Raw genomic sequence first — 15,541 nt, 5'->3', positions numbered from 1 at the left:
ATGCTTAAAGAGTTAAAAGAGGCGCTAGAACCTTTCGGGTATCATATCAAAGAAGAAGATGGCTTGGGATTTGTTATTAGGCATGACTGTATAAGTTGGACTGTTCGTCTTATTAAGGAAGATTCATTTTACTACCCAATTTTCTATTTCAGAACACATTTTGCTCCTGGAGAACGAACAGATTTACACGAAATCATACCTATGGTCGTTGCTTTAGTTTTTAGAACTGTTGGAGATTTCTCTTTTAGGTTTTTGGGTCAACACAATGAATGGAGTGGAATCGAAGATGAATTGTACGGGACTTTCATTTTTCCTTCACAGCCTTTATCTGAAAGAATTAGATCTTCATATAAAGAAGATCTCGATGAACTAATCGAGATATTAATGGGGTTGTTAATAGTTCAGAATAACCTTATAGATTTTATTGACGTAACAGAGGGAGAAGAAGAAACCTATAATTGGGAAGGAAACGAAATTACCAGCTGGGTCACTAGAATTAAGGAGGTTCTCGGAGAGAATATAGGATGCACATATAACGAAAGAGTCAATCCTACTTGGTACTATTTTAGAAGTTTCTCTTCTGGTGTTTCAGTCGTTAAAAGCAAAACTCTCCCTAAAATGATTAGGCAATTGTATAAGAAGCATGAGGACAAACACATATTTTTAGAAGGTGTATCAGGCCTACTGTATCTAACAGACAAAATCAGAAATTGTGTGGACAATAAGAGATACAATTTAGCAGCTAAAATAATTAATAAGTTGGAAGGTGCTTCAGAGCTTTTGGTAATCCCAAATGAAAATATTTCTTTTATTCTAGGAATGCTGAATGTGGTGGCAATAACCAACGACGGTGGAATATCAGCGTTCCTAGACCAAAAGGAAAAAGTAAAAGCACGTAATGCTCAAGAAAACAAAATTCTTTTTGCAGATAAAAGAATGAAGTGGACTATAAAAACCAAATCAGACAGTGCATTATTTGAGGATTTGGTTTTAGAGCTCTTAGTGCAGGAGCCGTATATTCTTTCAGCGAAGAAAGTTGCGCCAACAAATCAAGGCGATAACGGGCGCGATATAATTTGTGAATACAATGCCACTTATAAAGAACTTCGTGTTGGTAAGGAGCAGCCTTCGATTGAAATTGGTCAATTGATTGTTCAGTGCAAAACTAATCTCGAAGGTTCGAAGAAAAAAAGCATTGGGAAGTCAGACGTAGATGTTGCAGATACAATATATGATTATAAGCCAGATGCTTATCTACTCGTGGTTAGCTCTCAGGTCACAAGAGACCTTACAGAGTACTTCGAAAAAATCAGGACTCGAGAGGATCTACATTGGATCGATTGGTGGAACTCTTTCGATATCGAAGAGAGGCTTAGGCTAAACCCAGACATTATGAGTAGATATAAAAGTATTATTGGGTACGAATAAATAACCGTAGGCTGACATTTACAAATAACTTGTTGCCAATAACTAATCAAGGTGCGAGCCCGAGGCGAGTCTTATTCCAATGTAACTGCTGCGTTCCACCGCAGTCGATTAACGTCACTCAAACTGGAGATCCTCTCCTTCATTGTTCAAATAGCCCTTACTAATAGGGAGCGAAAAGTGTACGTTCAACCACCGCTTTGAGCAGTTCGCAAAATTAAATCAAAACCTCAGTTATCTGGAAAAATTTACATATCGGGTTCTAAATGAATCTCTAATATAAGACCAGCACTTTTTTCGATATTGGTGAGTTCGTCTTTGCTTGTCTTCCCGACAATCATGGCGAGCTGGTCGATCTTTGGCTTGGCTGAGTCCTTCTCCGCTTGCTCTTCCCCGAGCTTGAGTAAACCTGCGGTGCGAGGTCTGTCCAAAGGTAGTTCAATCTGAAAGCCTGATCTGAATATCTGTCGGATACGGGTCTGTTCTTTGAGCGTTTCAAAGCGCTTTTTGCTCTTATTGGCTACATTCTCCAGATCAAGACCAAGCAACACCGCTGTTAGATCGTCTTCGCAATTGGAATCGATGATTGCGGCTGCGTATTTGCCGGGACGGGGAATCAGCACATTTCCGGTGATCTCCACACCATCAGGCATTATGATAAGTTGAGTGCCGCCTTGTTGTAGTGGTAGATGGAGGTTTGCTTTGAACCGTAATGATCTGGGAAGGGGGGCGAGTTCGCCAACCCGGCCGACATTACTGAGAAGCTGCTGCCGCAGACTGAGCGCGGATCCTTCTCGAAGCCTTGCAATGACCGACATGTTACCGCGATCTGGGTGGAGCAACCGCTTTGCTTTATCCAAGTTAATCGTGCGCAGATCGCCAAAATCCCAATTGACTTGAAAACGTTTGCCTCCATCAAAAACTAATATCGGAGTCGTCTTGGTCGTCACTGCGAGATCCGGCTTGGTCATATCGATCTCCTTGAGCGATCCAGCCACTAGCAAGGCTGTTGTCAGCCCATCCCTCCGAATCAGATCGCATTCCGGCGAAGCAACAAAAAAAACCAGGTCGTCGCGACCAGAAAAGAAGCCGCGAGGCTTAATCAGAGCTCCCGGCTTTGGCCCTAAAATGTCGCCAAAGGCAATCGGCCACTCAGCCCCGGTAGCATGGTTACGGCGTTTTGGATTAACGAAAAGGGTTTGCTCCAGAACGGTATAAGTGTCGCGGTCGTTTGAAATCATCAGCGGCGCGGGATCATCCGCTACTTCATCAAGCAGGATAGCTGCATCTAACACCGCGCTATGAGCCTCGATCTCATATTGGAGCACGCGATCAAAGACATCGAGTATGTAGCTCGACGTGTTAATCCCCTCAAAGCGAAGCAACATGTTTCGAATATGTTGCAAATCATCGATATCAATTTTCCGCAAAGTACTGGCTGCTGCGCTAGCAGCTGTAATTGCATTCGCTTCCCAAGTATCAACAAAATTAGCAAGTGCTTGGCTGTCTGATCGATGCGACGCGAGAGTGAGAATCAGCCCTTCCAGACGGCCCGATTTCGGCAAATCGCTCTTTCTAATGTGTCGGAAAGCCGAGGCATGGAGCTTCACGTCTTCGCGGAATTCTTTCGCTAGTCTGCCAATTCCCGAAACTTGCGACATGAGTACAATAGATGGAAGTGGGCGTTGCCCCCTAACTTCAATCACCTCTTTGAGTCGCTCAACAGTCAATTTGCGATCCTGCTCCCCTTGTTGAATCCCGAGGAAAAGGTCGATAACGATCAAGTCAGCTTCGATAGCTGCATCAACGAAATTTCGTCCACACGTCTCAAAAGGAATATCGAGTGCGTTAAGAGCGGATTCTACGTCTTCCAAGAAAGGTCTGATCTCCTGTATTTTCTGCTCGTAAGTGTCAAACAGCTCTCCGAGTAAGTCTTTAATGGTTTCCCGCTGTTGCCATAGGGCGTTGATAAAGTCTTGGTTGGACTTCAGGTGCTCTCGTTCGTCAGGATCATAGCCGGGAAATATTGCCTCAATTCGCTTTGCTGCTTCGCCTTGTGCATCATCAAAAAAGCTTTCCCAGCCCTCTTCGTCGAGAAGCTCCGCCACTAGGGGAATCTCATCGTATCCGTCGTCGACGATGATCGCGGAACGAATCCCGGCGTCATGCACCAGTTTTTTATCGCTCAATTCTCTCCCTCCACCACACGATAGTCGAACGTGGAGAAGCGCCCTTCGTCATTGAGTGTGCCCGGGTCCAACATCAGTGCGCCACCGTTATGTTCTGCTGCCTCCCGAGCTATGTAGAGGCCTAGGCCACGACGCCGGCTCTTATCTTTGAGTGAGAAAAAGAGATCGAAGACACGGTCCTTATATTGTTCTGAAATCCCAGGACCATTGTCAGAGAACCGTATTCGTGGTGGGTTATCCTCGAGCGAAATTGTTATCTCCAGCATGGATGACATTTTCCGCTGTTTTTCAACATCCATCCAGTAAACCGAGTTGGAGATCAGGTTTTCCAACACCTGAACGACCATTCCCTTGACTGCGGATACCTGCACAGGTCTGTCAGGAAGCAGAACATTCAGTGCGACCTGATGACGTTCGAACTGGGCCTCATGGGCTTCTAGGATATCATTCAAGAGCTCATCGAGATTGAAGCGTTCTTTGCGCTGTCTTCCTGTCACGCTAAGAGGATCGAGAATCCGTAACCGTTTGGTAATGCTAGTCATTGATGCTCTGAGACTTTCAAGTCGACGACGAATTTCGTCTGGAACGGTTTTACGTTTCAGGCTATTCAAAACGTCGAGCGCGTCTTCTGCCGACCGGGTGAGTTCATGCGCGACAACTTCGACCATTAGGCCTATTCCCGCCATGGCGAGCATTTGATCCGCATCCTTTTCCATGTCAGCAATACGTTCGCGGGCTTGGGTTGCGTATCGAGCGAACTCCTCACGCATTAGCTCGAGCTCTTGAACGACATCTCTATGTTCTGATGGAACGAATTTTCGAATTGACTGAATTGCAGTTTTCATCCGTTTTTCGAGATCGGCCGTTTTGGTTTCGTCTGCGATGAAGGGTTTTTTAGCGTCTTTTTGTTCCTTGGTGATGCGGTTCATTTCGTCTCTAAGGCGTTCTACGGCGAACTGAATCGTCTCCTTGAGGATCGCTTCTTCTGGTGTTTGCCTCAAGCCTTCGCGGTTCGTTTGATCAATGAGCTGAGGATTTTGCAGGCGACTGATTTCGACTTGCCCGACAAGCTGGATTCTGTTGAGTGCATAACCTTTCGACGCCAGAGCAGTCTTGTCCAATTCAAGCCAATCGTCGTTTTCGGACCCGTAGGGATAGACCCGGAAGCTGTCACGGTACAAGCGAACACCCATCCATTGGTCGAGCAAGTTGCGCAATGCCTGATAATCTCCGGTCGATTTGCCCTTGCGTAGGATTGACCGGTTAAACCAGTAAAGCTCAAAATCGAAGGGGCCGACGCGATTCAGTGCGGAATAGTCAATATCCCTCTTGTTCATCCTTCGGCTTTTTGCCTTCGGACCAACGAGCGCACCGTGCAGAACATCGGCAGTGGCAATCTCGATGCTCACTTCCTGAGAGTGTTCAAAGCCGATATTGTTGAGTTCGATCCTAAGCTCCAATTCCGGGCCGGCATCGGTTAAGCGGTACTTGCCCTTTACTAGTGCATTGGCATGCGATAGGAAGCTCTTCTCAAGCCGCCGGATATTGATCCGCTTGCCATTCCAGAACACCGCAATGCGCTGGCCGGAAACTTTTCCCAAAGGGTTTACAAGCAGCGAGAAGTCGTCAATCGCTAATCGTTCGACACGCTTCTCGCTCCAATCGGCGTTCAGCTTCTCAATCTTGATATCAGTTCCGCTGAAGTCCAGTTTGTCCTTCTTCCTACCTTTTCTGGGTTTGACATCGATGTCTTCGATCATCTTAGAAGCATCGTCGAACTCGGACCAATCAATATCAATGAGATTGTAATAATTGTCGTTTGTTCGTGTTGTTCGCACGGAGAGACGATCGCCAAGCCGCATTGCTGACAAGCGCCCGATCCCTTTCTCCCCGAGAAAAGGGGCGCGCGACTTCCCACCTGCAATGGCGGCATCGATCTCGCTCTTCCTGGACGAAGTCCCGATCACAAGGAAGACGGTGTCGAGTTCCTCCAACGACATGCCTGACCCAGTATCTGAGATTGTGATTGAATTCAGATCGTCGATCTCCTCAAGCGCAGCCAGTAAGGCTTCATAGGTACCGGCTTCCTCGATAAAATTGCTGGCATCGTCCCAGAGCTCTTTGGCTTCCGTATTGAGCTTGCCCGAAAGTTCCTTCTTAAGGTCATACAAATCCGGAGAATCATCATCTCCACCTTCGATAGCTCGGAGGATTTGGGACTTGGACTCCTGACAATCCCGTCGGCCCATAACGACATCGAAATTAATTGTGACACCGTTTTGGGAACCCGCATCGATTCCGTTTTTGATCAGCTCATAGAACGCAATAGCGTCAGAACTGATGAGTTCCGATCCCAGTTCTAAAATGGTTCGAGCAGTTACCTTAAACATACATGAACTTTAAGTTGAAGTCCTTTACATTTCATCATATTACTTATGGCAAGCGAGGCATACTTTAGCTTTGCCATATAGATCATCAATATCCAAAGGCTCACTGTCTGAACGCAAAGGATTAGGCTGGAACTTACTTTTCTGTCTCGCCAGACGCTGTTCATGATCTTCTTTGATTTGCTGGACTCGTTGCGGCTTAGATAGCTCTTCCAAAGACTCGCCCTGGCTCCATGTAAAGGGCGAGCCATGATCGACGGCATTTTTTTCATAAGTCTTTGCTTCTGCAAACGCTTCGGGATGTCGCTCCATGAGACGTACCCACTCAATCTTTTGCTGGAAAAAACAAAAGGTGCAGCCGCTACGGGTCCGCCAAGAATAGTATTGAGGAAGACCGAGACCGGCTCCTTCCAATATATCCAAAACACCTGATTTGTCTATTCCGGCCTCTTTAAAGGGTAATTTTACAATCAGGTTCTCATCTTTTGATGAATAGCCTGAACGGTATTCTTCATCACCGCGTATAGCAACATAACTATATATTGTCTTACCCTCTTCGAGCAGTGGACGCACCCAAACCTCGAAGGGGCGCAGTTTTAATTGACGTGTGCACCATCTTGTCTGCGCGGAAGGCAGGAAGTCGTTGTACTGCTTCAGCCAAAAATCAAAATCACGGTCAGGGTTGAGTTTATGGATTGTTTTTCCCAAGAAACCTTCAAGTCTTCCCAGATATTCGTAAACTTCCGGAAGCTCTTTACCTGTATCGGTGAAGAAATATTCAATATCAATATCCGGGTGATGCTGCCGCATGTATACGGCAAGTGCAGCACTATCTCGACCACCGGACAAGCCCAGAACGTGCATTTCATTTACTGACATATCCTATGCGACCTTTTCGTTTTTCTATCTCGGACTCCGAATTCTGCATATATCGGGCACTTAACTCTGCCAACGCTGCAAGAATAATGCTTCGCTTCGTGGTATCTACTGCATCCAACGCCTTTGAAACCCGGCCAATGAGATCATTGATAGCCTCTCTATCAGAATCGATAACATCGAATTCTTCCAAAAGTGGGGCTGGCCTGCCTTCCATTCCGACTACCACAGCCAATGCCTGACGCTTTTCTGGACGACCCTTGATGCGTGTGAATGTTTCTGCTCTGAGAAATTTTTGAGCCATATCGGCAAGTTCAATAGATGCTCGGTCCATATCGGGGTCAACCCAATCTCTTGGTGGCTTATTTGCAGCAAGGCTTGCAATGCCCTCAAAGCTTTCGTCAGCACCCTCAAATTTAGCTAGGCGGCCGACAAAAGCGTCCAAGCGGAAATCTCCGGCAAGCTCTTTTACATTCTCTGCTCGCTCACGGAGTTCTAAAATAGACTGACGTGAAAGATTAGGAGCCTGTAGCTCAGCAAGAAGCATATCTCTTAACCTATGGACCATAAGAGGATATGCCTGTACAAGCTCCTGCAAGCCTTCTTTGACTATTGAGACAATGTTTCGGATATCGTCTGTATCCGAGACTTCGGCTTCCCTTGAGTTTACCAATGCGGGAATATCGTCAAACAGGAACTTGTTAGGGTCACGCGCATGTTTGAAGATATCCCGCACTTGAATGGCTCTTGCAGACAAACGCATTGTGCGTTTCGTCCAGTTCGGAAGTTTTTCATAGATTGCAACAAGACCACGGGCAACATCAATAGGTTCAAGATGGATGAGTTTGTTTTTCTCATCAAGGTCACGCACGACATCTGCCATGTCCGACAACATGCGCCGAGAAATCTTATTCAGGTCCATCCAACGAAGTTGAATCGTCTGAGCGTCTTTCGCCATATATTCAACATCGACATCGTCAAATCGTGCACGGAATATACCTTCCCTGTATATGGCCAGATTTTCCCGTTGTGTCAGAATGAAGGCGACTGATAGAACCGGCATCAATCCATCCTTGATACCGTATGGTTGTTCCTCCCAGAGGTCATAAAGCTCTGATACGGCAACCGAACGTTTTTTGTTCTCTGTTATATATTGGATCGCTGCGTTCCATGCCGGGAACAGCCTGCATATATCACTTTCATCATCGGAAGGGGCTACAAAGCGCCAGCCATCTTTTGTCTCTGTATAAAGTCCTGTGGCCTCCAGAAGAGATGCATAGAGACCACCTTCAGCCGGATAGCCATCAATGCCCAAACGTGGCTCGCCTTCTCTTGTAATCATGTGTCTCAAGAGAGCATTTTGACCTGCGATAGCGCTGCCAGATGGTTTTTGACGGTTTAGAAGCTCATTGTGAAGTTTGGGGCATTGATCAAAACGTCTTTCGGCAAGCTCAGAAGCGAGGCTGTTCAGATCAGATTGGCGATATCGTTTTGTAGAGTGATGTTTACGGCACCATTCTGCGTGGTCGAGAGATTTTGTAAGCTCAGTTTCTAACAGGGCCTGCAAATCTGCGAGTCTTGCCGTAACTTCACGTCTTGCAACTGGATCACCCGCTAACTCAGGATGATCATTATTAACCTTATCGAGTGCGAGCAGTTCACGTGCCAGCATCACCATAGACCAAGCCCGTGGAGAGTAACCAATAACTATGTCCCATTGATCTCTTAACTTAGCCGCTTCCCGGCATAGAGTTTTAACGTGTTCCTCATCTTCACCTTCGGTAGGTACAACGAGCAAGAACTCTCCAATCATACTGTTTTTAGGTTTAAACAGCGATGTCACACTCATCACATCTTTGGCAGGCGTGATATTCACATCAAACCAACGCATGGCTCCGGTTTCATGGTAATGACGCTTAGCCAGGATGGGTTGCAAACCTGCTAATGACTTTAGCGTTCCGAAGTCAATCTCATCAATCTCTTCCAGAGCCATGCCGACGGCTTGGTCGATATTGAAGTCACTACCAGCAAAAATGGCGTGTGCATCCTGAAACTTCTTGAAGATTGTCAGCGACCATTTATCGAGAGTTGCCAATGTGTCTTTAAGGTCTTTGGCACTGATATCCGGAAAGCATGTTTGGATAAGATCAAAACTCGGAACGATCCCGGATCGCTCTTTAAAGAGATCGACAACTGCTATCGTTTTTAGAAGCTCAACTTGAAACCCATCATTTCCAAGAGCTTCACACCGTTCTAAGGCCTCTGCCGCAAGCGCCCAACGGTGGCCATCAGGTGAGGCGAGAATAGAAGGTTCTAGGTTGGCTCGTAAGTAATCCCAAAGTTTTGCTGGTGTATAGAGAGTCGTTTCATCCGCTGAGCGCAAATAATCCTGAAAACCATGAGGTTCAGCTGAATTGAGAAAACCAAAGATACTACGCTGGTTTTGTCCGAACCTACGACGGGAAATCGGGCCGAGAAGGCAAGCAACAACCGGATGTAAGGGCCAACACTTTTCCAGCATGTTAGCCAGTCGTTCTGCATCTTGTAAGTGTTCCTTGCGTATTAGTTGTGCAACAACTTTGGATTGCTCTTTCGATTGAGGTAGAGCTAGATTACATTCAATCGCTCGAGAAATCAGATCAATCTGTTCCTCGCCTATCGTATTTACAGGCAAATCAATGAATCGTCCCTGAATTTTAGTCCATTCATCGCGCACTTCATGTGAAAGTCGATGCGCATATTCCTCGAAAGCTTGATGCAAGACACCTATAAATAAAAGTCGTCCGTTACTCCGAGACGCTGCTTCTGCAAGCAGCTGAAATATATAAACATCCGTTCCATCTTGTGCAGCAGCCTCCAGAAACTTGCCCATTTCGTCAATGAACAATATCAGGCCTCCGTGTGTTTTTGGCTTGCTCGTAGCAACTTTCATCAATATGTCTATAATATGCTCTTCCGACCACTCCCCTTCGGGGCCGTGTAAAGCATAACCGGCTTCTTTGATGGCTTTACCGATTATATCAACAGGGTTATCCCGTCGTCCTATGATCGGAAGAATACGCCATCCTTTTGAACCCGGCGGTAGTGATTTCCATATCGTATTGGTAATTTTTCTTCCAAAAACATTTGCCGCTTCATTTTTGAACTCTGTATTACCACCAAGAAGTGCGCTTAGGGCGATAGCCAAACTTGATTTGCCACTTCCATAAGGTCCTGTCCAGGTGAACGCACCTTGACCTGTTTCCGAAATATGTCGGGCCATTGAAAGCAGAGTATCTGCTGAAGATTGCGGACAAATGAAGCCTTCCAGAGCACTTTTTTCACCTAAATCTGTATCGATTCTTATTGATTTTTGGAAACGCCGAGCAACGTGGACTTGATCTACTAATGCCATTATGCTGCCTCCCTTTCATCTGAAAACTCATAATCTTTTCGAACAAACTCAAGAGCGCTGTTGAAATCAAAATCTGGTCTTCGAACTACTTGTTTCAATCCGGCAGTTTCTGACCACCGAAGTACGTTATTGGTGATGCTATCAATTTTTGAAAGCCGATCTGCAACGTCATTTTCATCAAGCAAAAATACACGACCCGGTGAACCCGGTTCATGTGCTATGGCTTCAAATGAAAGTGTTGATGCCTTAGAATATGTATTCCAAAATTCAAGCATTGCATAGACAAAAGTCCCGTCTCCTAATGTGTTTTTCTGACCGCGAACAAAGCGAAATTCATCGCGTTTGGAGATAGGTTTAATCAGCCCTAGTTCGGTTAGCGGAGACTCTAGAGAATCGTCTCTTCCTGACGATGGTTGTGCCGCGTAAGTACGGACAAAACACGCGACATCATTCTTAAGTGTAGTTTGTGAGCTGTTTGGCCATTTTCTCTTTAATTTAACTATTAAATCCTCACGTTGAAATGTAACAGCAGGGTAGTAACTAAATGCCCAATACCATGTGGTTTTTTTTTCCTCGGTTGCTAATTTCCAATGAATTAGCCATAACGAAGTGGGGTGTTCTAGGTAAGGATCAACGCCTTTGTCACCGAACAACAATTGGCCAAGCGGTGTGGTTGTAACATGATTGGTCTTTAGTTGCTCTTGAATAATACCTGCAACTACAGCCCAATGACGCATAGATGACACCATATTCTTACCTACGCCGAAACGTGCAATGGCGTCATCTCCCCAACATAGTGCTTTATTATTAGGTTCTAGCTGAGTTTCAGACACACGATCATAGCATTTCTTTAGCCACCCATAGCGTAAGGGAAAAGTCTCGTGTCCTGAGAATTGTGGTTTATAGTCTTGTTGGTAAAGTGGTCCGCGTGCCATGATGTTTTTTCTCCTGGATGATCCATCCAGGAGAACTTTAATATAGAGCTAATGTTATAGTCAATGTTAACCTGGAGGAATCCACCAGAAACCGTGGAAATCTCAGATAGACTAGAAATTAGCCTTAAACTCTATAAAATTTTGTTTTATATGGATAACGTAAAAACTCTGTATTTTGACTATCAATCGACAACACCTGTTTCTGAGGATGTTTTGCTAAAAATGCTGCCATATTTCAGGGAGTTATTTGCGAATCCTCACTCCGCAGATCATGTACTTGGTTGGAATTCTGCTGCTGCGATAGATAATGCGGCGCAACAAGTCGCTTGCCTAATTGGAGCAGACAGGGATGAAATTATTTTCACTTCCGGTGCGACCGAGTCAAACAATCAAGCGTTGCTTGGCCTAGCTAAACGTTCGGTTTTAAGAGGGTCTCGGCGGAAAAGGATTCTTCTTAGTGCAATCGAACACAAATCTGTGCTGTCTATCGGACGCGTACTGGAAGATCAATACGGTTTCAATGTTGAAACTATCTCAGTAGACAGGTATGGGCAAATATTGTTGTCTGACCTAGAACAGAAGCTTAGCGACGATGTGCTTATGGTCTCTATCATGGCTGTGAACAACGAAATTGGCACTATACAGGATATTGCTGGATTATCCAAGGTTATCAAGGCACATGGAGCTATTTTTCATTGCGATGCGGCACAAAGTCCCATTGCTATCAGTTTAAAGGACTACACGCAAAATGTAGATTTACTTAGTTTATCCGGACATAAGATGTGCGGACCTAAAGGTATCGGTGCTCTTTATATTCGCCGAGATCTTCAAGACGAGATTGAACCGGTCATCTATGGTGGAGGTCAGCAACATGGATTACGGTCAGGTACTGTGCCTACTCCATTGTGTGTTGGTATGGGTGCCGCCTCCGAATATATGTGTTTAGAGAATTTGGGGAATATGCGCGATGCACTACGAATTCGTCGAGATAGGTTTATTGACATGCTTTCATCGCTCCCATGGCCAACAAAGCTATATGGTCCTGAGGCGAATAAACGCCATCCTGGCAATATGTCTATCGGATTTTTAGGCTTCAACGCGCAAGATATTCTTGGTGCAATGCAGCCGCATTTGGCAGCATCTACGGGATCTGCTTGCACTTCGGGTATTCCTGAACCCTCTCATGTTCTTAAAGCCATTGGTTTAAAGGGAGAAGAAGCTGATTCGGTAATACGATTTAGCCTTGGTTTCGAAACTACTGATAGTGATCTAACAAGAGCTGCCAAACTGATATGGATAGCATTAAGCAAGTTATCTGATTAAGTTTACTGGTATTTTCTTTATTTTTTCAAAATTACGGGGTTATATAGGCTGTTGGGCTTAAGTGTAATCGTATGGGCTTTTGCAAGTGGTACGTTTTCATTGATAGTATGATACTTTTTTGTTTAAAATTTAGAGTAGAAATCGTTAATAGCAATCAAAAGTATGATAGTTTTACTTTTTAATGAAAAAGCCTAGTTTGTAAATTCAATAGCTTATAGACCTTAAAGTATGATAGTTTTTTGTCGATCTACAAATGGCTTGTGCTAGATAATAAAGTCGTAATTTTTTAGAAAATATGGATACACCTGTATGAGCTATGTAAAGCTTGTACAAGGTTCTGCCGTCAAGAATATGATTCCACATTACGCTTAGGCAGAGGGATGACCAATGTTTTAGATATCTTTGGAAAAACTAAGCGCTTCTAAAAAAATATGTATGGAAGCAGTCAGGAAATTAGGCGGGCATATGACATATAGTGGGGTTCTATGTCGCTATTTCTTGCTGTCTCATTTAAATACAAAGATCAAATGCTAGACGCCTCTAGGCGCCAAAGCAGTCACGCAGCACTTATTGCAAATTGGCTCATTTCCGCCAACGATTTTGTTTAGCTTAAAAATCTAACGGGCGTTTAGCTTCTTTGATCGTCCTACTGAGTATGCGATGAATACAGATCAGCGTGGTTTTCAAATCGCTATGACCCAAAAACTCCTGAATGTTGCGAATATCCACGTTGGCTTGAAACAATTAATCGGTGAAGTTGTGGTGAGAGGTATGTACCAACGCGCGCTTGGCAATGCGGTATTTGTGCACTGCTAACTTAACCAATAATGAGAAAATCCCCCGACTTTGCGCGGGGGGATAATTACTTTCAGTTTTGTAAAACCTTGAATCAAGTTGGTCGCGCGCCCTTGAGCTTTTTCGACCGTTTCTAGTGGGCGTTGTCATGATACCATTTTGGCATCATGACAATACTGTTTGGATTTAGGCCTTGATTTTTAAATGTATCAATCGTCATTTTTACTGTCGATTTTTGCAAATCAACTACCGTAATAGAACCATCGCTCATATTTGGTAAATTTAAAAGGTTATTTTGCACAAAGGCATATCGTTCATCAGGAGAAAAGACAACATGATGCGAGCCCTCCGCAGTTGCAATCGATTTTTCAAGTATCGGTTTAGCTGGATTTTTAATATCAAAAATATTTAAATAACCTGGGCTTGCTGTCGTAATATACATTTTGTCAAGCTTATGGTTAAAGTAAATTTCTAAAGGGACTCCTTGTTTTAAAGGGTTAAAATCAAAAACTTGTGAAAAGCTAAAGTTTTGACTCATGCTATTCCAAACGCCTGTCCACAAGGTATTGCCAAACATGGTATTGATATAAAGCCGTGCTGGATTTGATTTAGGTAAAAATACCGCCTCAACAGGGGCTGAACCTGAAGGTGATGCTTTTTCCGACATTTTATGTGTAGAGAGTATTTTGCCACTGCGGGCTGTGATGATCGTTACTGTTTCATCTGCATCGCTGAAATCAGTCGGGTGCACCGTGTTAGCAATTACAATTCGATTAATTTCATCGTTTATTCCAATACCGTGCGGATGGCTAATAAATTTTTTGCTTGTCGCCGTTTTGGCTGCGGCAATGACTTTAATCTGCTTATCTGTTTGTGCATCACCCATAATGACATTGCTAGAACCCATACAGGTGACATACCATCTTTTTTTATCGCCTGAAAAGACCAAGTCTTCCGCAACCTGACACTCAGGAACAGAAATGGTCTTAAGCTCATAAGGTTGTTTTGTCATATCGATTACTTGCAAGGGGTTGCTGCCTAAGGAAGCGACATAGGCCTTAGTTACATCTTTATTATAAAAAATATGATGCGCCACTAAGTCTGTGGGCAATGGAATATCCGTTACAATTTTTCCAAAGTTCTCAGAGTTGAAATCAAGATCAATAATCGCCAACCCTTCCCTCTTTGGGGTTTGATCGGGTTTACTTTGATAATTGACTAACGCTAAAATTTCAGCTTGTGCCAGCATTGGATAAAGGAAGGTTAAAATAATAAGTGACTTTTTTAATTGGTACGTTATTTTCATAATATTTTTAAAATAGAGTGGATGTTGAGTTAATAATTTATTATCAATGGGCTAAATATCTACCCAACAGCGTAACATTGTGAGGCGTGAGGGGAAACTTCAGCAATTCCCAGTTTGAGCATTTTCGCCGATCTTAGGGTGTGGGGTATGCCTGTCGAGGAACGCCGTAAACCCAGCACCTAAATTACCCAAAATAGTTAACCATAGCCAATGAACTATGGAATTTAGGTGCTGGGTAAACCCATCCATGGGGGCTTGGCGGCAGCTAAGCGCCAAGGATGGCGTGAATGCAGATTTTGCATTACGCCAAGGATGGCGTGTAGTAGGGCAATGCAGGAGCAATTGCCGAGGAGCAAAAATCTGTCCCGCTGCCGACATCCTCGCCAAGCACACCCCACACCCTTTTTGATCCCCAAATTGGGAATTGCTGGGGAAACTTAGTCTGCAACGTTGATAATAGTTGTCACCTATTTAAGTAAACAGGCCACCTAAAATTGACTGATTAATCATTTTTCATCTGCCTGCCAATAATACGCATGGTGCCGATAAAAAAATGTAATGAACGACGAACATCCGGGTCGTTCAGCGAGCCGATTAATTGAAACAAACCGGGTGGCTTTTCTAATGCTTCCGTTTGCGCGTTTGCCATACGCACGGCATTACCGGCTGTCCAACCCAAGGCTAAAATTTCTTCGCCTACTTTAGTGGTTTTTTCCAGTGCCGCTTCATCAAGAAATTCGATATTGTCCGATATGATTGACAATAAATCGATGATGTTATTGAAGCGTCCGGCTTGTACTAAAGGAGTTGCTTTATCGATTAAATTCTTAATACCATCAATGGTTGCCGGGTCATTAAGAACCGTATCCGACATAAGTTTTTCTACGTTTTGTATTTCTTCAGACATAAGT

Annotated in this window: 10 protein-coding genes; 3 read left to right on the top strand and 7 right to left on the bottom strand. The window is 44.3% G+C overall.

The window, feature by feature from the left end:
* Positions 1 to 1,428, top strand: a complete 1,428-nt coding sequence (locus tag ACRJJO_RS09030) for a hypothetical protein (RefSeq protein ID WP_431065463.1) — start codon at positions 1 to 3, stop codon at positions 1,426 to 1,428.
* A 245-nt stretch (positions 1,429 to 1,673) separates the two neighbouring features.
* On the opposite strand, the gene ACRJJO_RS09025 is transcribed toward ACRJJO_RS09030, so the two are convergent.
* Genes ACRJJO_RS09025 through ACRJJO_RS09005 form a run of 5 tightly spaced genes read right to left on the bottom strand, consistent with a single transcriptional unit; the run spans position 1,674 to position 11,206 of the window.
* Positions 1,674 to 3,614 carry a hypothetical protein gene (locus ACRJJO_RS09025; RefSeq protein ID WP_431065462.1) on the bottom strand — a complete coding sequence of 647 codons (1,941 nt, stop codon included), beginning with the start codon at positions 3,612 to 3,614 and terminating at the stop codon, positions 1,674 to 1,676.
* Complete coding sequence (locus ACRJJO_RS09020) at positions 3,611 to 6,004, bottom strand: sensor histidine kinase (RefSeq protein ID WP_431065461.1); 2,394 nt, start codon at positions 6,002 to 6,004, stop codon at positions 3,611 to 3,613. The genes ACRJJO_RS09025 and ACRJJO_RS09020 overlap by 4 nt, the downstream gene beginning before the upstream one ends.
* Before the next feature lie 39 nt (positions 6,005 to 6,043).
* Positions 6,044 to 6,880 (bottom strand): phosphoadenosine phosphosulfate reductase family protein, encoded by an 837-nt coding sequence (locus ACRJJO_RS09015; protein ID WP_431065460.1) that lies wholly within the window; start codon positions 6,878 to 6,880, stop codon positions 6,044 to 6,046.
* A complete protein-coding gene (locus ACRJJO_RS09010; protein WP_431065459.1) occupies positions 6,867 to 10,271 on the bottom strand; it encodes an ATP-binding protein in 3,405 nt (1,134 codons plus the stop codon). The genes ACRJJO_RS09015 and ACRJJO_RS09010 overlap by 14 nt, the downstream gene beginning before the upstream one ends.
* Complete coding sequence (locus ACRJJO_RS09005) at positions 10,271 to 11,206, bottom strand: DUF4007 family protein (protein WP_431065458.1); 936 nt, start codon at positions 11,204 to 11,206, stop codon at positions 10,271 to 10,273. The genes ACRJJO_RS09010 and ACRJJO_RS09005 overlap by 1 nt, the downstream gene beginning before the upstream one ends.
* A gap of 93 nt (positions 11,207 to 11,299) precedes the next feature.
* On the opposite strand from ACRJJO_RS09005, the gene ACRJJO_RS09000 reads away from it, so the two are divergent.
* Together ACRJJO_RS09000 and ACRJJO_RS08995 are read left to right on the top strand one after the other, a co-directional pair.
* Complete coding sequence (locus ACRJJO_RS09000; RefSeq protein ID WP_431065457.1) at positions 11,300 to 12,529, top strand: cysteine desulfurase family protein; 1,230 nt, start codon at positions 11,300 to 11,302, stop codon at positions 12,527 to 12,529.
* Positions 12,530 to 13,189: 660 nt separating this feature from the next.
* A complete protein-coding gene (locus tag ACRJJO_RS08995; protein WP_431065456.1) occupies positions 13,190 to 13,345 on the top strand; it encodes a hypothetical protein in 156 nt (51 codons plus the stop codon).
* A 112-nt stretch (positions 13,346 to 13,457) separates the two neighbouring features.
* Here the strand turns inward: ACRJJO_RS08995 and ACRJJO_RS08990 are convergent, their stop codons facing one another.
* Together ACRJJO_RS08990 and ACRJJO_RS08985 are read right to left on the bottom strand one after the other, a co-directional pair.
* Positions 13,458 to 14,630 carry a YncE family protein gene (locus ACRJJO_RS08990; protein ID WP_431065455.1) on the bottom strand — a complete coding sequence of 391 codons (1,173 nt, stop codon included), beginning with the start codon at positions 14,628 to 14,630 and terminating at the stop codon, positions 13,458 to 13,460.
* Between the two features lie 502 nt (positions 14,631 to 15,132).
* On the bottom strand, positions 15,133 to 15,537 hold the full coding sequence (locus ACRJJO_RS08985; RefSeq protein WP_341328746.1) for a DUF1641 domain-containing protein: 405 nt from the start codon (positions 15,535 to 15,537) through the stop codon (positions 15,133 to 15,135).
* Between the last annotated feature and the right edge of the window lie 4 nt (positions 15,538 to 15,541).

Source organism: Methylotuvimicrobium sp., from assembly GCF_050611805.1.
Classification (GTDB): Bacteria; Pseudomonadota; Gammaproteobacteria; order Methylococcales; family Methylomonadaceae; genus Methylotuvimicrobium.
This window is presented reverse-complemented; position numbering and strand designations above follow the sequence as displayed.